The organism is Bacillus sp. FSL L8-0528, assembly GCF_038593085.1.
In the GTDB taxonomy this organism is placed as follows: Bacteria; Bacillota; Bacilli; order Bacillales; family Bacillaceae; genus Bacillus; species Bacillus paralicheniformis.
The window spans coordinates 844,058-863,700 of record NZ_CP151961.1; the positions used below are offsets into that span (position 1 = coordinate 844,058).

21 protein-coding genes are annotated in these 19,643 nt (G+C 43.9%); 16 read left to right on the forward strand and 5 right to left on the reverse strand.

What is annotated here, in order from left to right; all coding sequences use genetic code 11:
* Window positions 1–112 precede the first annotated feature (112 nt).
* Window positions 113–1,291 (reverse strand): MFS transporter, encoded by a 1,179-nt coding sequence (locus MHI30_RS04170; RefSeq protein ID WP_075755099.1) that lies wholly within the window; start codon window positions 1,289–1,291, stop codon window positions 113–115.
* A gap of 100 nt (window positions 1,292–1,391) precedes the next feature.
* On the opposite strand from MHI30_RS04170, the gene MHI30_RS04175 reads away from it, so the two are divergent.
* From MHI30_RS04175 to MHI30_RS04185, 3 genes are all read left to right on the forward strand, one after another.
* Window positions 1,392–1,772 carry an OsmC family protein gene (locus MHI30_RS04175; protein WP_075755101.1) on the forward strand — a complete coding sequence of 127 codons (381 nt, stop codon included), beginning with the start codon at window positions 1,392–1,394 and terminating at the stop codon, window positions 1,770–1,772.
* Window positions 1,773–1,876: 104 nt separating this feature from the next.
* Window positions 1,877–2,932 (forward strand): calcium/proton exchanger, encoded by a 1,056-nt coding sequence (cax, locus tag MHI30_RS04180; RefSeq protein ID WP_075755103.1) that lies wholly within the window; start codon window positions 1,877–1,879, stop codon window positions 2,930–2,932.
* Between the two features lie 66 nt (window positions 2,933–2,998).
* On the forward strand, window positions 2,999–3,790 hold the full coding sequence (locus MHI30_RS04185) for a YfkD famly protein (protein ID WP_075755105.1): 792 nt from the start codon (window positions 2,999–3,001) through the stop codon (window positions 3,788–3,790).
* Window positions 3,791–3,820: 30 nt separating this feature from the next.
* Here MHI30_RS04185 and yfkAB read toward each other — a convergent pair whose 3' ends face one another.
* Window positions 3,821–4,942 (reverse strand): radical SAM/CxCxxxxC motif protein YfkAB, encoded by a 1,122-nt coding sequence (yfkAB, locus tag MHI30_RS04190; RefSeq protein ID WP_075755107.1) that lies wholly within the window; start codon window positions 4,940–4,942, stop codon window positions 3,821–3,823.
* 143 nt (window positions 4,943–5,085) lie between these two features.
* Between yfkAB and MHI30_RS04195 the strand changes: the two genes are divergently transcribed.
* The 3 genes from MHI30_RS04195 (at window position 5,086) to MHI30_RS04205 (ending at window position 7,449) form a co-directional block, all read left to right on the forward strand.
* The gene (locus MHI30_RS04195; protein WP_003179806.1) at window positions 5,086–5,271 is read left to right on the forward strand and encodes an SE1561 family protein; all 186 of its coding nucleotides are present in this window, start codon (window positions 5,086–5,088) and stop codon (window positions 5,269–5,271) included.
* A 108-nt stretch (window positions 5,272–5,379) separates the two neighbouring features.
* Window positions 5,380–6,171: a delta-lactam-biosynthetic de-N-acetylase gene (pdaA, locus tag MHI30_RS04200; protein ID WP_075755190.1), complete on the forward strand. Its 792-nt coding sequence runs from the start codon at window positions 5,380–5,382 to the stop codon at window positions 6,169–6,171.
* Window positions 6,172–6,345: 174 nt separating this feature from the next.
* Window positions 6,346–7,449: a glycerol dehydrogenase gene (locus MHI30_RS04205; protein ID WP_075755109.1), complete on the forward strand. Its 1,104-nt coding sequence runs from the start codon at window positions 6,346–6,348 to the stop codon at window positions 7,447–7,449.
* A gap of 179 nt (window positions 7,450–7,628) precedes the next feature.
* On the opposite strand, the gene MHI30_RS04210 is transcribed toward MHI30_RS04205, so the two are convergent.
* Both MHI30_RS04210 and corA read right to left on the reverse strand, forming a co-directional pair.
* Complete coding sequence (locus MHI30_RS04210; RefSeq protein WP_075755111.1) at window positions 7,629–8,225, reverse strand: hypothetical protein; 597 nt, start codon at window positions 8,223–8,225, stop codon at window positions 7,629–7,631.
* 57 nt (window positions 8,226–8,282) lie between these two features.
* Window positions 8,283–9,242, reverse strand: coding sequence for a magnesium/cobalt transporter CorA (gene corA, locus MHI30_RS04215; RefSeq protein WP_075755113.1), 960 nt, complete (start codon window positions 9,240–9,242; stop codon window positions 8,283–8,285).
* A 133-nt stretch (window positions 9,243–9,375) separates the two neighbouring features.
* Here corA and MHI30_RS04220 point away from each other — a divergent pair, with 133 nt between their 5' ends.
* From MHI30_RS04220 to MHI30_RS04255, 8 genes are all read left to right on the forward strand, one after another.
* Entirely contained in the window at window positions 9,376–10,239 is an 864-nt protein-coding gene (locus MHI30_RS04220; protein WP_075755115.1) for a DNA-3-methyladenine glycosylase, read from the forward strand.
* 17 nt (window positions 10,240–10,256) lie between these two features.
* Complete coding sequence (gene rlmD / locus MHI30_RS04225) at window positions 10,257–11,648, forward strand: 23S rRNA (uracil(1939)-C(5))-methyltransferase RlmD (RefSeq protein ID WP_075755192.1); 1,392 nt, start codon at window positions 10,257–10,259, stop codon at window positions 11,646–11,648.
* A 49-nt stretch (window positions 11,649–11,697) separates the two neighbouring features.
* Window positions 11,698–12,159: a DUF6884 domain-containing protein gene (locus tag MHI30_RS04230; protein WP_075755117.1), complete on the forward strand. Its 462-nt coding sequence runs from the start codon at window positions 11,698–11,700 to the stop codon at window positions 12,157–12,159.
* Window positions 12,160–12,237: 78 nt separating this feature from the next.
* The gene (locus MHI30_RS04235; RefSeq protein ID WP_075755119.1) at window positions 12,238–13,200 is read left to right on the forward strand and encodes a hypothetical protein; all 963 of its coding nucleotides are present in this window, start codon (window positions 12,238–12,240) and stop codon (window positions 13,198–13,200) included.
* Window positions 13,197–14,864 (forward strand): hypothetical protein, encoded by a 1,668-nt coding sequence (locus MHI30_RS04240; protein WP_075755121.1) that lies wholly within the window; start codon window positions 13,197–13,199, stop codon window positions 14,862–14,864. The genes MHI30_RS04235 and MHI30_RS04240 overlap by 4 nt, the downstream gene beginning before the upstream one ends.
* A gap of 668 nt (window positions 14,865–15,532) precedes the next feature.
* Window positions 15,533–16,027, forward strand: a complete 495-nt coding sequence (locus MHI30_RS04245) for an RNA polymerase sigma factor (RefSeq protein ID WP_075755123.1) — start codon at window positions 15,533–15,535, stop codon at window positions 16,025–16,027.
* Entirely contained in the window at window positions 16,014–16,580 is a 567-nt protein-coding gene (locus tag MHI30_RS04250; protein ID WP_342409910.1) for a hypothetical protein, read from the forward strand. Before MHI30_RS04245 ends, MHI30_RS04250 begins: the two co-directional genes overlap by 14 nt.
* 1 nt (window position 16,581) lies before the next feature.
* Window positions 16,582–17,307, forward strand: a complete 726-nt coding sequence (locus MHI30_RS04255) for a hypothetical protein (RefSeq protein WP_075755127.1) — start codon at window positions 16,582–16,584, stop codon at window positions 17,305–17,307.
* Window positions 17,308–17,335: 28 nt separating this feature from the next.
* On the opposite strand, the gene MHI30_RS04260 is transcribed toward MHI30_RS04255, so the two are convergent.
* Window positions 17,336–17,911 (reverse strand): TetR/AcrR family transcriptional regulator, encoded by a 576-nt coding sequence (locus MHI30_RS04260; RefSeq protein WP_075755129.1) that lies wholly within the window; start codon window positions 17,909–17,911, stop codon window positions 17,336–17,338.
* 107 nt (window positions 17,912–18,018) lie between these two features.
* Here MHI30_RS04260 and MHI30_RS04265 point away from each other — a divergent pair, with 107 nt between their 5' ends.
* Both MHI30_RS04265 and MHI30_RS04270 read left to right on the forward strand, forming a co-directional pair.
* The gene (locus MHI30_RS04265) at window positions 18,019–19,212 is read left to right on the forward strand and encodes a macrolide family glycosyltransferase (protein WP_075755131.1); all 1,194 of its coding nucleotides are present in this window, start codon (window positions 18,019–18,021) and stop codon (window positions 19,210–19,212) included.
* Between the two features lie 97 nt (window positions 19,213–19,309).
* Entirely contained in the window at window positions 19,310–19,633 is a 324-nt protein-coding gene (locus tag MHI30_RS04270; RefSeq protein ID WP_342409911.1) for a YckD family protein, read from the forward strand.
* The last annotated feature ends 10 nt before the right edge of the window (window positions 19,634–19,643 follow it).

Below are 19,643 nucleotides of genomic sequence, written 5' to 3' on the forward strand. Positions count from 1 at the left end.
CAAAGTTCGAAAAACAAAACGAGCGGAAGCGCCAACGGACAAAACGGATATCATTAAAACTGCCTGACGTTTTCGAAAAGGCCGGCTGCCTATTGTAAGCAGCCGGCCTTTTTTACATTGGCGCTGCCTCAGATTGTTCGAGAGCACTTTTCTTCTTCGTTTTGCCAAAGAGCACCCCGGTCCAGATCAACACCATCACGCATGTAATCAAATAAAACAGGTTGCTGTTATGAAATGTCTGCATATACCAGCCGCCGGCAACCGGGCCGAAAATGCTTCCGAAGCTGAAGGTTATTCCGCACATCAAGTTTCCGGCCGGAAGAAGACGTTTTGGAAGAAGGTCGGCCATAAAGCTGATGCCAAGTGAAAATGTTGAGCCCACAGCCATGCCGGCTATGAAAAAACATGCCGCAAGCAGGGGGACGGAATCGAAAAAGCCCGCCGCAAAGAAGCAGCCTGCCCCGACAGCCAATATGACAAGGAGCACATTTCGTCTTCCATACTTGTCGCTCAACACGCCGAGCGGATATTGAAAGACGATGCTTCCGATCGCAAAAGCCGGAAGAATAAATGATACGCCTTCGACGGAAATGCCCGAGCGGAGCGCATAGACGGGAAAATTGCCGTTCAGGGCGGTTTCCAAAAAGCCGTAGCCGAATGTCGGCAAAAACGCGACCCATCCTAGCAGAAAGGCTTGGACGAAGCGCTTCAAGCTGTTATCGCTGCGGCTTTCAGAGCCGCTTTTCTCAGGAAAATCGTTTTGAAGGCAAAAAATAAACAGCCACGCCAGCAGGCTGAATGCACCTGAGACGATAAACGGCAATGACGGGGCGATGTTGACAAGCGGCGTTAAAAAAGGACCGGCAGCAAACCCCAAACCAAACGAAAGGCCGTACAAAGAAATATTGCGGCCGCGGTTTTTTTCAGACGATAATGTGGTCACCCAAGTTTGCGTTGAAAAGTGAAGCATATGATCCCCGATTCCAATCAGGAGCCGCAAAAAGAACCAGACGATAAACGACTGAATAAAAACAAAGGCGAACAAACTCGCGCACACCATGATCCCGCCGATGACAATCAGCGGTTTAAAACCGAGCCTGCGAAGCGGCGCTTCCATAAACGGCGAAGCGATCAGGACGCCGATGTAGAGGCCTGTCGCATGAAGCCCATTCAGCGCAGCCGAATGGCCTTCCTGTTCGAAAATAACAGAGATGACCGGAAGGAGCATCCCTTGCGAAAAACCTGATATACTGACAATCAAAACGAGAATGAAAAAGTGAAATCTAGTCATCGGCCGATTCTCCTTATCCGTAATCCTTCTTTGATCGTACAACTTTCAGAAGTTTTTAGGCAAGGCGATTTTTCTTTTTCTTTCAAAAGAGGTGTGAATCATGGAAATCGTGTGGAATCAGAACGGCTTTGAGGCTGATCTGGAATATGGAAAGCTTAAGATATCAGTCAATGAAAAAGCAGGATTCAGGCCTTATCAATTGCTGGCCGCTTCGATTGCGGCATGCAGCGGAACCGTTCTTCATAAAATATTGGAAAAGAAAAGGATACAGCTGAAAGATATGACCATCGAGACAAAAGAAGAACGCATTTCCGAAGAGGCGGGCCGCATCAAAAGCATCCATCTTCACTTCATATTGAAGGGAGAAAACCTCGGTGCAGAACAAATTCAAAAGGCGCTGAAAGTAGCGCTGAAAAACTGTGCCATAGTGAGGTCTGTTGAAAAGAGCATCGAGATCATCGAAACATTTCAAATTCGCTGATGTTTAAAAACCTGCGCCAATGCGGAATAGATCAGTATGCTGTATATAAACTGAAAAGTTCGCACAAAAATAACCTACACCAAAATAGAAAAGAGGAATGAATAATGGGCCGTTTTTTCTTTTGGATGATGGCTGCGGGAGTTCCCCTTTCTGTCGCAGGGAGCATTCTGCATTGGCCGCAAGTTTTATTGTTCATCATATACTGCCTGACGATCATCGCGCTTGCAAGCTATATGGGAAGAGCCACCGAAAGCCTTGCGATTATTGCGGGCCCGAGGATCGGGGGCCTTTTAAATGCGACGTTCGGAAACGCCGTTGAGCTGATCATTTCGATTTTCGCGTTGCGGGAAGGACTGATCGGCATTGTGCTCGCATCGCTGACAGGATCTGTCCTCGGCAACCTTCTCCTGGTCGCCGGCCTGTCGTTTTTCATCGGGGGCCTGAAATATAAGCGCCAGGAATTCAACGTGTATGATGCGAGACACAATTCAGGTTTGCTCATGTTCGCGGTGATTGTCGCTTTCGTCATCCCTGAAGTATTTTCAGCCGAAATGACAGAGCCGAGGAAGCTGTCGATGAGCGTCGGCATCAGCATCATCATGATTTTGCTTTACCTGGCCGCGCTTTATTTCAAGCTTGTCAGCCACCGCGGGGTTTACCAGACGAATCAAAATGAGCGGGAAGAATCGCATGAAGAGCCGGAATGGTCGGGAAAGAGGGCAACATTGATTTTATTTTTGGCGACCGTTGCCGTTGCCTACATTTCCGAGCACCTCGTCCATACATTTGATACGGTGGCCGAACAATTCGGCTGGTCGGAGCTTTTCATCGGGGTCATCATTGTCGCGATCGTTGGAAATGCGGCAGAGCATGCTTCCGCCGTCATTATGGCCTATAAGGACAAAATGGATGTCGCAGTTGAAATTGCGATCGGATCAACGCTGCAGATCGCGATGTTTGTCGCACCCGTTCTTGTGATCAGCTCTTTGTTTTTTCCAGCGAGCATGCCGCTCGTCTTTACCTTGCCGGAGCTCGTCGCCATGGCTTCCGCCGTCCTTTTGATGATCATCATTTCCAACGACGGGGATACGAACTGGTTTGAAGGCGCGACATTGCTGGCCGCTTATATCATCATGGGAATCGGTTTTTTCCTTCTTTAAAAAAATTGGGATAAACGGAGAGCATCCGGAAAACAATAAGGGAAAAGAAACAGAAAGAGTGATAGTATGAAAAAGCTTTTGTGTTTTACGCTGACTGCGTTTTTATCCTTTAGTTTTTTCGCTGTACAGGAAGCTGATGCAGCCAAGCCGATCAAGATTCCAAGCTCTGTCACGAATATTTCCAAAGAGAACACATACCCTAACGCGTCTCAGGATCAGCCGAGGCTGCAGCCGAGCGAACTCGCCGAAGAACTGCTGAAAACAACCGATATCGCGATTGAAAATCCGCATCTCATCAAAATGCTGAATGAGTCAAGCATTTCCGGCACACCGCTGGCAATCGGCTACAGAGCGACGATTTATTTGGGCAGATGGGCGCTCGGGTATACCTCGAATGAAACCGTTGCGAACTGGGAATACCGCAAAATCAACACAAACCGCTTTGACAACCGGGGCGGGAAAGCACCTGCCGAACTCACGTATTCCCAGGAACAGACGAGCAAAATCAAAGGCGGCTTAACAGCGAAAGTTCCGAAAGCGGACGATGTGAAAAACATGATGATGCTTGAAGCCATGGAAAAAACAAAGCTGCCGCTCGCCTTTGAAACAGTCGTCGGCGCCGGTACAAAACGCGATCAGATTTATAAAGTACAGCCGAAAAAACTGGGGAATTTACACGCCTATGCACCGGCCGTCAATGAAAAAGGAAAAGTCACCTACGGCGAAGTGTACATCGTATTAAAAGGCAACAAAAGAAAGCTGGTCGTCAAAAATATCACCTCGCAAGGAATCGGCGCCTGGATTCCTGTACAGGATCACCTCACATTCGGCTTTCAGCTTAGCCATCAGCCGAATTAAAAAAGCAAGCCTTTTTGAGGCTTGCTTTTTTCATACTCTTGCTGTTCTGGAAGTGAAATCAACATCTTGATAATAGCTGTTTTTGACGAGTACATTCGGTCCGAGGCACCGGACGTGCGGGCAGTGGCAGTTGAGCTCTTTGGCAAGCTCTGTTTTTCTCCACTTCGCGTAGGCGCTTGGCAGGCTGTCTGTCTGAATGTTGCCGAGCGGCGGAGTATCTCCGAAATCGGTCACGATGATATTGCCATCAAAAATATTGACGTTCAGGCGCGATCTGCCGTCAGGGTCGTTTCTGACGGTGACGTTTTTCGCTTCGCGCAGCCGCTGTAAGAGGGCGTGATCTTCAGGATCAGGGCTGCACGCGTAAAACGGCAGGGTGCCGAACAGCATCCACGTATTTTCGTCGCGAATTTCAAGAAGGCGGTGGATCGCTTTCCTCATGTCTTGTAAGCTTAAAGATTCAAGTGCGCTTGCAAAGTCACTCGGATACATCGGGTGGACCTCATGGCGCTGGCATTTCATGTCTTCGACAATTTGCCGGTGAATATGCTCGATGTGAGGGAGCGTCCGTTTGTTGAGCATCGTCTCGGCGGATACCATAACCCCTTCATCAACAAGCGTCCGGCTGTTTTCGATCATTTTTTCGAAATAGCGCGCCCGCTGGGCAAATGTCGGCTTTTTATCCATCATGGCGAAGCCGATTTCTGCAAAGTCTTCGACTGTTCCCCAGTTGTGGGAAATATGAAGTACATCAAGGTAGGGGATGATCAGCTCGTAGCGGCCGATATCGAGCGTCAAGTTTGAGTTGATCTGCGTCCGCACGCCGCGTTCATGAGCGTATTTTAATAAAGGAACGACATATTCCTTTACGGATTTTAATGAAAGCATCGGCTCGCCGCCCGTAATGCTTAAAGAACGAAGGCGGGGAATCTCATCAAGCCGTTTCAACAGAAGGCTGACTGGCAGCGCGTCCGGGTCCTTCGTCTGGAGCGTATACCCGACGGCGCAGTGCTCGCAGCGCATATTGCAAAGAGTCGTCGTCGTAAATTCAACGTTTGTCAGCTGTATATCTCCATATTGGTCAACGTCCATGTAGGCTTCCCACGGATCATATTCCGGGGTAATCGGACGAACCTGCGTTTTTTCTGTCATGACACATCTAACTCCTTTATGATAGGACATACTAATATAGCCCAACTATTCATTTTAGACCTGATCCTTGAGGCGTGCAAGTCATGGATGATTGAAAAAAGGCCGTTTATAGGCTACGATAAAGGAACAAAAGGAGGAGAATCATGGGTAACGCAGTACATGACAAAGAACAGCAAGTCAATTATTTAAAAAACAGATTGGATATGTTTATGTCAGTCATCGATTCTTTAGACCCGGAATCGACCGACCTTGAAGATATTGACAGACTGATCAGCATGCTCGACGATTTGGAAGCCAAATACGAGCGCTTTAAAAAAGACTGGAAATAAAACCGCGCATTCTCTGCCGCGGTTTTTTTGTTTTCCAAGTGTTGCTTGGTATGAAAAGCTCCGTCCTTCTGCACAATAAGAAAAAATAAAACTAGGAGCGAGAAGATGATGAAACGAATCTGTGCCATATGCTGCGGATTCCTGCTGACGCTGGCCTTCAGCTGCAATGCTGAAGCAATTTCCAACAAGGCGATTCATTGGGGCTTTTCAAAAAGCAAAAACCATCAGCCGGCAGATGCGGGTCAAGAGCTGAACAGCCTTTTACAGCAGTATGACGCCTTTTATTTGGGCAACACAAAGGAAAAAACGATCTATCTGACCTTTGATAACGGCTATGAAAACGGCTACACCCCTAAGGTGCTCGATGTTCTGAAAAAACAAAACGTCAAAGCTGCCTTTTTTGTGACGGGCCATTTTGTCAAAGATCAGCCGGAGCTGATCAAACGAATGGCCGAGGAGGGGCATATCATTGGGAATCATTCATATCACCATCCGGATCTCACGACGAAAACAAGCCGCGTGATACAAGAGGAATTGGAATCGGTCGATGAGGAGGTTTACAAAATTACAGGCGAAAAAAACAACCTCTACCTGAGACCGCCTCGGGGCGTTTTCAGCGAGCGGGTGCTTGAAGAAACGAAAAAGCTCGGTTATCAAACGGTATTCTGGTCTGTTGCTTTTGTCGATTGGAAAATCAATGCCCAAAAAGGGTGGCGCTATGCGTACGACAATATGATGAAACAGGCCCATCCCGGCGCCATCTATTTGCTTCACACCGTCTCGAAAGACAATGCAGAAGCGCTTGATCAGGCGATCACCGACTTGAAAAAAGAAGGTTATACATTTAAAAGCCTTGATGACCTGATGTTTGAAAAATCTATGATGCTAAAGCCCCTATGAAGTCAATGCCCCGGTTGCTGAGCCGGGGTTTTTGCTTTGATCGGAAAAGTTGATGGTTCAAGCTCTTTTATTTCCCCTAGTCAATTCCATAGAATAAAAATCCATTCTATATACATATATTACTAGATTTAAAAAGAAAATAGGTATATCATTGATAGTGAAGGGGGAATTACCATGTCAAAATTAGTAAAATCAGTCACATCACCTAAAAAATTTATTACAGGAAAACGACTCCTTGAGAACTTGAACGATTACATTGAAGATTATGGCGATCACGCATATATCATTTGCGATGAATTCATTTTGGAACGCGCTCAAAAAGAAGCGGGGAATTCGATTCAGAAAGCCGGCAATCAAGCTGTTTTTGAAAAATTCAATTACGAATGCACACAGGAAGAAATCGATCGTAACCGGGAGCTTGCACGCAATGCAGGCGCTAATATCATCGTTGGGATCGGCGGGGGAAAAACGCTTGATACAGCAAAGGCCACCGCTTATTACGAGAAGCTTCCGGTTGTGATTTTCCCGACAATTGCTTCAACAGATGCTCCATGTACGGCCCTTGCCGTCATTTATAAACATGATGGATCGTTTGACCGATATCTGTTTTTACCGACGAACCCGGATGTCGTTCTCGCGGATTCTGACATTTTGGCATCCGCGCCGCCGCGCTTTTTCGCAGCCGGTATCGGAGACGCCTTGGCGACATATTTTGAAGCGCGCGCCTGCTTTAAAGCAAACGGCGACAACCTCGTGCTGATGAAGCCTTCAACAACTGGATTGGGACTTGCCCGTCTTTGCTATGATACGCTATTGGAAAACGGCGTAAAAGCGATGCAGGCGGTCAAGCATGGCGTTTCTACACGAGCCGTCGAAGATACAATTGAAGCGACCATCTATTTAAGCGGCGTCGGCGCCGAATCAGGCGGTCTTGCCGCTGCACATGCGATTCACAACGGTATGACAGCCGTTCCTTCCCTGCACAGGGCTCAGCACGGCGAAAAAGTTACGTTCGGCCTTTTGGCACAGCTTGTTCTTGAAAACGCGCCGGCCGAAGAGCTGGAGACCGTGATTGACTTTATTAAAGGCGTCGGTCTGCCGTTGACATTACAAGACCTCGGAGTCGACGAATTTGTCGAAGAAGAATGGCGCCAAGTCGCTCAAAGCGCTTGTGCGGAAGGCGACACAATGGGCAACATGCCGTTCCCGGTCACCCCTGACGACGTCTACAATGCGATCGTCGCCGCCAACGCGATTGCAGAATCTTATCGCGATTAATAGACGAAAAGCCGCTTCCGTGAAGGAGCGGCTTTTTTCTTTGAGGGTTGTCTATTAGTTTGTGAATCGGCTGTTTGCAGTTCGTTTTTTCTGTATACCTTTTCATTCTAAACTTTCTCTTCCGTGCAATATATTTAAAAGTTCCCAAAAACGTGCTGTTTGACTCGAGTGACAGCCGCTCATTTCAATACTTTAATTTTGATTCTCGGTTCTTCTTCCATCCCTGACTCATACACATCCTCATTTCCCGGAGCCGTAAAAGTGACGCTGTACATTTCCTGTGAATGCGGAGACAGTTCCAGCTCTTCCGGCTGAAAGTCAAATTCATTTCCCATATCAGGGGTGAGCTGGACGCGTTCGGTATTTTTCCCGTAGTTGTTCACTTTGACCTCACAGTCCATGCTTCCTTCCTCCATATCGCCCTCATAGCTGCAAGTGCTTCCCCTTGTCATATATTCCACGGCATCATCGCCTTGTGCATTCCATTTTTGAAAGAGCATCAGCTGTTCTGTGACCAGCGGGTAAAATACTGAAATGCCGATAATAAACAAAAACAGCTTAAAGCGGATCCACGGTACTCCATCATAATGGCGCCACGCCATAATGAAGCCGATGATGAGCATCAACATGCAGATCAGAACCACTAAATTCCGGACAGGCAGTCCGAAAAAGCCCAAAAGCGCGTCCGCTGCAGACACGCTTTGATGATTCTCGGCGCTAATCAACAAGCCGAGAACGATCAGGATGATGCCGGCAAGCCCTGTATGTACCTTCATTTCTTTCCCTCCTCAGTTGTAGGAATAGTCGAACAGAGAGGAAAAAGGTTTCCGGTTTTACTTGAAAATGTCAAACCATCCTTTATGCCGGAACCAGAAGATCATGCCGGCGACAACGGCTCCCATCATGACGAGGATGAAAAAATAGCCGTAGCGCCAATGCAGTTCAGGCATGTTGTCAAAGTTCATGCCGTACACTCCGGCAATGAAGGTGAGCGGAATAAAAATCGTTGAGACGATTGTCAGCGTCATCATAATGGCGTTCATCCGATTGGAGTTGAGCGTCTGGTAGCTGTCCCTCAAATCGGCTGTCATGTCGCGGTTGTTTTCAACGATTTCGGTCAGCTTCAAGAGGTGGTCGTAAATGTCGCTGTAATACGCTTTTCGTTCGCGGTTTTCTTTTGAAATTTCAATGTTTAAAATCCGGTAAAGCAAATCCCGCATCGGAATAATTGTTTTCCTCAGCTTTAGAAGGTCGCTCCGGATATCAAACACCTCATTCATCAGCGTTCCATACGTTTTTCTGCTGTCGCTTTCAGCAATTTCATTGAGGCGGTCTTCTATTTTGTAAAGAATCGGGAAATATTCGTCCACAAGCTGATCCATGATCATATAGGCGATATGGCTCGGGCCTTTTTTCCACAACTCGCTGTTTTCCGAAAGCTGTCTTCTAACTTTTTCAATGCCGTCTGAACGATGAAAGTGAAATGTGACGATGAAATCTTTTCCAACGAATAGATCAACTTCTTCAGACGCCAAAGTCCTTTGATTCAACGCATGAATGACGAAAAAAAGATATTCTTCGTATTGATCAAGCTTGGGACGCTGCAAGCGATGTACGCAGTCCTCAACTGATAAAGGGTGAAAGTGAAAATGGCTTTTGAGCATGGAGACTTCTTCATCCGAAGGCTGATCGAAATCGGTCCAAAACCACTCAATATCTTGATCTGTCAGCCTTTCTGCTTTGTTGTCGGATAAAAGCCGTCCGTCCTTTGTCATCGCAAAATGTTTAATCATCGACACCCCTCCGCTTCCATAGGATGCTGCGCTGTGCTGTGATTCATTCGATGAAAAATAAAATGTTGTTCTTTTTTAAGAGAATTTGAAACATGGTATACTGTGGACAAAGAAGAAAAAGGGATGGGAAGCGATGTGGAAGGAAACTGTAAGCGTATCACCGCCGTATCATTTTGACCGCGTCTTGGACAGGCTTTCGCTTGATCCGCTCAATGCGGTCAACCTCGACAAAAGGGAGGTCAAGCTGCCGCTCCGCAATCAAAACAAAGAGCCCCGGATTGTCGCTGTGCAGGCGACGGGAACTGTCGATACCCCGGTGTTTGCCGTCAGCGGTACAGACGATCGAGACGACATGATGAAAGAAGTGAAACGGATCTTCAGATGGGAGGAAAATCTTCAGCCTGTACTGGATCACTTTTCACAATCGAGCTTATCATCAATTTTTGCAGAGCATGCCGGAACGCCGCTGGTGCTCGATTTTCATTTGTATCATTGCTTGATGAAATGCATAATCCACCAGCAGCTGAATCTGTCTTTTGCTTATACGCTCACGGAGCGGTTCGTTCACACTTTTGGAGAGCAAAAGGACGGGGTCTGGTTTTATCCGCTTCCCGAAACGGTTGCACAGCTCGACTATAACGACTTGCGCGAACTTCAATTCAGCATGCGGAAGGCTGAATATGTCATCGATACATCAAGGATGATCGCAGACGGCCGTTTAAATCTTGATGAGCTTGATCAATTATCAGATGAAGACATGATGGAAAAGCTGGTGAAAATCAGAGGCATCGGCCCGTGGACCGTCCAAAACGTTCTGCTGTTCGGACTGGGCCGCCCCAATCTGTTTCCGGCCGCCGATATCGGCATCCAAAACGCCATCAAACGCCATTTTGGCTTAAACGATAAACCGACAAAAGAACAAATGCTTGAAATGAGCAAAGAATGGCACCCTTATTTAAGCTATGCTTCCTTGTATTTATGGAGGAGCATTGAGTAGAAATGGAGAGAACATCAGTGAAACGTGATAAAAAAGGATCATCAGCAGAATTAAAAGTCGGACAGCAATTTCCGCTGACGATCAAGCGCCTCGGCATCAACGGCGAAGGCGTCGGCTACTTCAAGAAAAAAGTCGTCTTCGTCCCCGGCGCACTGCCTGGTGAAGAAGTCGTCGTCGAGGCGACAAAGGTTCATCCGAAATTTTCCGAAGGGCGGGTCAAAAAGGTGCGCAAGCGTTCAGAGCACCGCGTCAAGCCGCCCTGCATCATCTATGAGCAATGCGGGGGCTGCCAGCTCCAGCATCTGGCTTATGAAGAGCAGCTGAAAGGAAAACGGGACATCGTCATTCAATCGCTCGAACGGCATACCCGTTTTGACATCGGCAAAATGGACATCAGGCCGACGATCGGCATGGAAAACCCGTGGCACTACCGGAATAAAAGCCAGTTTCAGCTCGGGCTTTCGAAAAACGGGAAGATGGTGGCCGGGCTGTACGGCCTTGACTCGCACCGTCTTGTCCCGATTACGGAATGCATTGTTCAGCATCCGGCGACGAACAAAACGACGCAAACCGTCAAGCAGATTCTTGAAGACTTCGGCATTTCCGTCTACAACGAACGGAAGCGCACGGGCGACGTCCGCACGATCGTGACGAGGGTCGGCTTTGAGACGGGGGAAGTGCAGGTTGTCCTTGTCACGTCAAAAGAAGATCTGCCGCGCAAGGAGCTCATTGCAGAAGAAATCAAAAAGCGTCTGCCTGAAGTGACCTCCGTGATTCAAAACGTCAACAAAGCCAAGACATCGGTTGTCTTCGGCGAGGATACAAGGCTCTTAGCCGGCAATATGGTCATTCAGGAATTTCTCGGCGAGGTTTCATTTGAGCTGAGTGCCCGCGCTTTTTTTCAGCTAAATCCGATCCAGACGGTCAAGCTGTATGACGAAGTGAAAAAAGCGGCGAAACTGAGCGGGCGCGAAAAAGTCGTCGACGCCTATTGCGGCGTCGGCACGATCGGAATGTGGATCGCCGACGGGGCAAAAGAAATCCGCGGCATGGACGTCATTAAAGAATCGATCGATGACGCCAACCAAAACGCCAAAAAGCACGGAATCGAAAATGCGCGCTATGTCACAGGGACGGCGGAGCACTGGCTGCCGAAATGGACAAAAGAAGGCTTCAGGCCGGATGTCGTCATCGTCGATCCGCCGAGAACAGGCTGTGACCGCACCTTCCTTGATACGATCAGGCAGGTTAAGCCGAAACGGTTCGTTTATGTCTCATGCAATCCGTCAACACTTGCGAAAGATTTGCAGTACTTGGCGAAGGATTACCATGTCGAATACATTCAGCCTGTCGATATGTTTCCGCAGACGGCGCACGTCGAATCGGTCGTATCGCTGAAGCTGAAATAAAACGCCTTTTCAAAGGCGTTTTTTAGCGGAACCAAAAGGGGGATACATGATGAAAAGACTCTGCATCATCCCGTGCGGGGCGAAAAAGATCTGGGATGTCGATCCGGGCATCGGCCCGTCCTCCGCAAAAGATGTCTATCTGAGCCCGTTTCATCGGGCGTGCCGCGCATATGCGCAGACGTTTTTTGCGGATTGGGTGATTCTTTCAGCAAAACACGGGTTTTTAAAGCCAGAAGATATCGTTCCTGAAAACTATGACGTCACATTCGGGATGCGCTACCCGGAGATTATGGCGGATGATGAACTGAAAGCTCAAGGTGAACGGAAAAACCTGATGGATTACGATGAAATCGTCATGCTCGGCGGAAAAAAATACAGGCCTGTTTTGAGGAACGTGTTCGGCAGCCGCCAGCAGATCACTTACCCGCTGGCGGGATACCGGGGAATCGGCTATATGCTGCAGGCGCTGAAAGCGGCTGTCGATGAAGGACGGGAGCTAAAGGTGAACTGAAGCAGCTTGAAGTTTATTGAAATATAACCTGTAATCGTTTACCATTATTATATAATTAAATTTTAGGGAGAAGTCAGTATGTGCAATTTTGAAAATGGTGGAGCAATTGCTATTAAAGGATTTAATTTTCAAAAAGCAGCGATAACATTTATAGCAATAAAAAACTTTGATAAACCAAATTTCCATATTTTGGTTGAAACGAAAGATGATTTTGAAGTTAAATATAATGGTTATGATGCATATATTCAAGTGAAAAGTCAAAAGTTAAGTTTAAAAAAACTTTTAAATAGTAATGATGGAAAGTCAATACTTGAAAAAAATCTTAGTAATGGTAGCACTAATTCGCATTTTAAAATATTTGTTAAAGGATTTGTTGAGTCAGATATAAAAAAAATGGTGCAAATCACTGAGGGCAATATTTGTAGCCCTCTATATTCTTATAACGATGAACAAAAAAATACTATACTTGAAAAATTAAAGGGTAATGAAAACATCAAAGAATTTGAGGGAAAATTGTTAACTAGTTATTTGTATATACCACCTTTTAAAGATAAGTTGTCTGAGGCTATCACAGTTTTACTTGGAGAAATGGCCCTAAGAGATATTGATGTTAGCCATAAAAGAGGCCAAGTTGCAATTAATGAACTTTTTACACTCATTGACCAAAAAAGCGAATTCATTATTAAGACTCAAGAAGACTATAAAAAAAAAGAAATATTAAAAAAAGACTTAAAAGAAATATTTAAACTTTCTTCTACTTTAGATGCGTTTGATGAACTTCTAAAATCGACATCTTATTCTTTCTTTTATAAAAAGCAGATAAAAAAAGAACAACTTAAAATAATTCATTCGTACGCAAATGAAAAGCAAACAGCTAAAGAATTACTCGAAGATTTTGATTTATTTAATGGAACAGAGGAAGGAATTATTGATAGTGCCATTGAGAAGTGTAATTGTAATGAAAAATTTAATAACATAAATGAATTTGCTAAAAAAGCAATTGTAATTGAAGTTTTAGTAGAAATGAGTGAAATTGCATGATAGTAGAGAGATTAATTATTTTAGATTATGAAAATGAAGTAGCAAATGAATTTTCTTTCTCACAAAACGCAAATATAATTACAAGTGATAGGACTACAATTGGAAAATCAAGTTTAATCAAATCTTTATATTATGCTTTAGGATTTGAGATTAAACAATTTCCGCATGGTTGGAATTTTAACACTATGCGATTTCGGGTCGACATATTAATAAAAGGTTCAGCTTATTCAATTATTAGGGATAACACTTTATTTTATGTTTCAGACTCTGACGGTGTTTTAAGTCTTAAAGAGTTTTCTGAATGGCTAGAAGAAAAACTATCCATCAATATGAAATTAAAATTGAAAAAGTCAAAAACTAATGAACTTTCTTCTGTGTATGCTACCGAAATATTAACATCTTTTTATCTTGATCAGGATAAATCATGGAATGGGTATATTTTTAAAAACTCTTCTGATTCATTGGGGAGATATTCGAACATACCAGGTGATATTTTGGAATATGTTTTAGGCATTTCAAACCAAGGAATTCTTGAGAAAGAAAATGAAAAAAGTAAAAATCAAAAAAAAGTTAAGCAAATTAAATCTAAAATTGAAGTACTAAATAGTTTGCAAGAAGAATATGTTAAAAACACAAAAATGATCGATACATCACCTTACGATCTTAAAAAGCTTAAAGAAACCTTTAATAATTATTTGAAACAGTTAAGTAGAATTTCAAGTGAAATTTCTGTGAAAAAGAAAGAGATATTTGCTAAAAAAACGAAACAAGATTTAAATTCTCAAGATAATGTTGAACTTGAAAAAATAATGACTGTTAACAAAAAAACATACAAGGACGTTGAGTTAGAATGTATACATTGTCATTCAAAGCTAACCTTAGAACAGTCATTAACAAGGCTTAAATTAAAAAACAATTTGTTAGAAATACAAAACATGCTTGATTTTAACAATAAGGAGAATGAGAAATTACAAAATGAAATTGAAGAGTTACAAAATGAAATTGCCGAATTAGATTCAAAATATAGCACTCTTTCCAAACGAAAAATGGAAATTAAAGAGATTCTAAATCTAAAAGAATATATTGATTTGGAATCTAAGAGATTAGCTAATGAAGAGTTTTTAAAAACAATCGACAAATTAAGTGATGACAGAAAAGATTTGGAGGTATTGATTAAGACTTTAGCAAAAGAAATTAGAGAACTAAAAGAAGATCAAAAGGACAGAAAATCTAATATAAGTAAAAGGTTTTATGAGATATTAAGTGATATTAATTTGCGATTAGGAAGTACAAAACTAAGTGAAATTGAATTCTTTAATTTTAGTGAAGTTAAAGGCAGTGGTATGGATAACAATAAAACTCTCCTTGCACTGTATTTGACATACATAAGATTAATTTCAGAGTATGGTGTATATACTATCCCATTTGGAATAGACTCTTTTGTAAAAAATGAAATTGATAAAGAAACTGTGAAAATCACGTTTAAAGAGGTTGAAAAATATTTTCTATCGATACCAAGCCAAACTTTTTTTGTAACTATTTCGGAGAACTTACAGTATTTATCTAGTTTGGATAAATATAATGTAATAAGATTGAAATATCCGATACTTGATAAAGAAAATTATCAAAAGTTGTTATCCATGGTTAGAACAAGCAATCAATAAAAACTTCTTGTATGCAATTAGTAGGGTTAATCGTAGTTAATATGAGAGTTTGAGTAGATCAATTATTTTTGTTTGTATTTTTTAATTAGAGGAGAGAGTATAAATAAAGGTTTACAGGGAGGCAAAATGAAACTTTCATTTTGCCTGTTTTGGTTTGCAAGTCAGAGAGCGCTAGCGGGAGTAATTTTGTGTCTCATACGAATTGAAATTTGTGTGGTTACACCGAAAGATATGACATAGTTTTTATGAATTTCACCATGCACATTGAAAACGTCGATTAGACGAATAAAGAGGAGGATGAGATACACTGATGAAAAGTGTGCCAAAAGAAAAGATTTATACGAGTAAACAGTTACAAAAGAAATTGAAGCAGGTGTAGATGTCACCTATAAATGCTTCACGGACTCGTCGCACTGGTTCAAGTTGAGAGACAAGGTGGCTGTGGTGGAAGGACGGCAGATGATGATCGACCATTTGAACAGCTGTCTAGATGAGGTGTCTTTTTGCCTCCTTTTCATACCGCGGGCAGACTGCTACGGATACCGGAGATAACATGAATGTTTCGGTGTTGTCTCTTTTTTTATGCGATTTTTTGTAACAAAAAGAAGTTCAGCGGTACTAATAAGTGAATAGAAAAATAGCGGCATGCCCAGCCAGGGAGGGGCTTTATGAAGCTTGAGGAAGTCTACAAGAGTATTCAGCCTTCCGTTTATGCCTTTTTCTACGTTAAGACATTCCATAAAGAAATGGCGGAAGATTTAACACAGGAAGTATTTTATCAGGCTGTGAAAGGCTATCATACATTTTCGGGAAAGTCGACAATCAAAACATGGGTGTTTGCGATTGCTAAAAATGTGTTGAAAAAACACTTTCGTTCAGGAGCGTCAAAAGCCGGGGCAAACACGATATTTCAGCATGAGGAAGCGGCTTGCTTATCTCCTGAAGAACAACTTCTGAAAACCGAGAAAGAGCGGCGGCTTCTCGAGGAAATCAACCGGCTTGATGAGGATTCAAAGGAAATGGTCACCCTCCGTATCTACGGAGAATTGTCATTTAAAGAAATCGGCATGCTCACAGGCAAAACCGAAAACGGTGCCAGGGTCGGGTTTCACAGAGCGAAGCTCAAGCTGCAGCAAGAAATGGAGGGGTATGATGAAGGATAAGGAACGCAGTGTATTCAAAGATTTGCTTCCTTTATACCATGAGGGGCTGTTAAGCAAGGAGACGGCTGAATGGATTGAGGAAGCGGCCGAAAACGATGAAGAGCTTCATAGGCTTTTGAAGATGACGGAGGCCGAGCTTCCGAAGGAACATATCGAGTCGTCTGTTCATGAAAGTCAAATGTTTAAAAAAATCAATCGGAAGCTCTCCTTGTACCAATTGATGTTTACAGCCATTTCGTTTTTTCTCGCGATTCACACATCCCTGTTAAATGAGAGCTTCGGCTTTATTTTGTGGTACGCCGTGCTTGGGCTTGCGGTGTACTTGTTTTACCGGGATATGAAACTCGTGATGCTCCTCTCCTTTGCGCCGATTTTCATTTGGGGGATGGGGGATATTCTGGCCGGATGGGACGCAGCTGACGGTACAGGGGTTGTGGAGCACCTGCTGTATGCCGTCTTTGGCGCTTTCATGCTTGCTGCTATTCACTGTTTTTTCGCCGCGGCCGGGATGATGATCGGATGGCTGTTCTTAAAGCTGAAAGAAAGTAGTTGATATGATGAAAAAGAAAATCTTGTATAGCGTATTGATTGTGCTGCTCGTTTCCTTTGTACTTGCCGCATACAACGCCTTCAACGGAAATCCCGTAAGCAAGAAGCTGTCTCAAACGGCGCTTGAGCATTATTTGACTGACCGCTATCCTGAAAAAAACTTGCGGATCGACAACGGACTCTATCATTTCAAGTTCACCGAATATGTATTTGAAGTCACTGATACCGACGATCAAAAGCGCAAAGATCCCTATCTGTTTTCTTTGAGAGGATTTGTTCAACCTGAAGTGCACACGGACGGGATCTATGAAGAGAACCTCAACGAACCGCTGATGGAACGGCTTGGAGAAGAAGCCGGAAAAGAAATCAAAACATTTTTATCGAAAACCATAAACGATCTGAAAGACGTTGACGTGCATGTGGAAGTATTAAAAGGAAAGCTGAAAAATGACGCAAAATGGGAGAAAAGCCTCCGCTTAGAGCGGCCGATGGAGATTCATATTTTACTTGATGCCGCAAATGCCGACCGAAAAGACGTATACAATACAGCGCAAAAAATTCAGCGCCTGTTGAATAAGGAAGGGTATGACTACGAAAGCGTGATGATTAATGCCAACATTTTTGAGGGGGAAGATATCAAAGACGAGGAGATCGGCTATGTCAAATACAGCACCTCCTTTGAAAAAAATACGGATATCAAGCTGAAGGATGTTGAAGAGCTGAATGAATAGCGATCCATCCTTCAGTTGAAGGGTGATATCATATTTGCAAACCGTCGCAGAAAGCGGCGGTTATCTGTTTAATATAAGTGTCTTTAGCGGTTTTTTGAAACCGGCCGTCAGCCAATGCGCCAGAAGAGAAGTATCCGTATAAAGATGACAGAAAAGCGAAGGCCTGTGAATCTGGATCTCCCTTTTTCATCAGGTTTTTGTCCTGCATCGTCTGAAAGTAGTCTGTTAAATAACTGAGGAGCTCTTCCATATGCTTTAACAGAGAGTCGAAAAGATCAGTCATCCTTCCGCCGTCTTGAACAGCGATGAGGTAGAGCGGTTTGTTATTTTCCATATGGAGCAAATACGATTCCGCAATCAATGTTAAATCTTTTTCTAGGTTCCAAGTGATATCGTTTTCAAATACGCGCTGAAAGGCTGGGATATAAGAAAATTGTTGAACGGCCGCTTCCAAAAGTCCGAGCTTTGTGTTGAAGTGCCGATAGACGGTCATTTCGCTGACGCCTGAACGAAGCGCGATATCCTTTATCGTCACCGACTTGAATCCGTATTTTTGCATTAAGTCTAAAGCAGCAGATATGATCCGTTCGTTCGTCTCTTGCAAAGGTGTTTACCCCCATTTTATGATAGTTAGTAGCAACTAACATCAGTCTAATCAGGCGCTGAATTGATGTCAACCCGTTTCAAAAAGGATAAAAAGGAGTTTTAATCATGAAAAATATTTTAATCGTCAATTTTCCGGCGGAAGGGCATGTCAACCCTACATTAGGGATCACCAAAGCATTTGCTGACAGAGGCGACAATGTGCACTATCTTTCAACAGAAAAGTATAAAGACAGGCTGGAGGGCGTCGGGGCTACCGTCCATTTATACAAAGATCTGGTAAGAAACGCGCATATTGATCCGAATTCACCGTCCGGCCTTCTTGAATTTTTAAAAATTCATCTCAAAACCTCGCTGTATATTCTAGACATTGTAAAAGAGCTGTCCAAAAGCATTTCGTTCGACGTCGTATATTATGACACATTCGGTGCGGGTGAATTGGTCAGGGATTATTTGAACATTCCGGGAATCGCTTCGTCGGCTTCATTTCTCTTCGGACAAGAACATATGAAGATTCTGCCGCTGCATCCGGATTCAGGCGCGGAGCTGCATTTGGACAAAGAATGCGAAGACCTGCTAGCGGAACTGAAAGAAAAGTACGGCGTCTCACCTAGGCATACAGGACAGTTTATGAGCAATCAGGCGGAGTTGACCGTTGTGTATACAAGCCGGTATTTTCAGCCTGACAGCGACCGTTTCGGGGATGATGTGCTGTTTATCGGCCCGCGTTTTCCGAAGCGGCTCGACAAGACCGATTTCCCGGTAGAATCGTTAAAGAATGAGAAAGTCATTTATATTTCAATGGGAACCGTACTTGGTAAAACCGCTGACTTTTTCAATATGTGCATCGATGCTTTCCGTGATTTCGACGGCAAGGTTGTCATCGCCGCCGGCGAAAAGTCGGACTACGCGGATATTAAAGAAGTGCCGAAGCATTTTATCATCGCCCCGTATGTGCCGCAATTAGAGGTTCTTAAAGAGGCCGATGTGTTCATTACGCACGGCGGCATGAACAGCGTCAATGAAGGCATCCATTACCGTGTCCCGATGGTCGTGCTTCCGCATGATAAAGATCAGCCAATGATCGCCCAACGCCTGAAAGAGCTGAATGCGGGATATCCGCTGTTTGCAGAAGAGGTCAATGCTGAAAGATTAAGAGATGCAGCAGAACAAGTACTCACTGATGGAAAATATCAGGAAGGCATTCAAAAAATTGATGAAAGCTTCAGCAACTGCATGGACATGAAAGATGCATTGGCGCGCATTGATGAATATACGGCGCGGAAATCGCTGCAGCCTTAATAGAAAGCCAAGCCGCTTTATCAAGCGGCTTTTTTTATGCATAAACTCCGCAAAAAAGATAAAAATAGAATGAATCATAGATCAGAAAGGATGTTGCATGATGCGCAAACTGTGCGTCAGCCTGCTTCTCGTCATTCCGCTGTCATGTACGGCTGTCATGTCTTCTGCCTACGGGGAAACACGCGTTTATCAAGAGTTGACCGACAAGCAAAAAAATGAACTGGCTTCTTTGCAAAAGGACATTATGGAAAAGAAAAAACAGCTGATCAATAAGTATGTGGAGTACGGAATCCTTGATCAGGAAAGGGGAAAAGAAATCAAATCTCATATTGAAAAGCGCTATGAAAAAGAGCGGGAAAACGGGTTTCTGCCAAAATTGAAGCACCAAAAAGAAAAGTTTCACAAGCATCATATTCATTAAACTGAAAAAG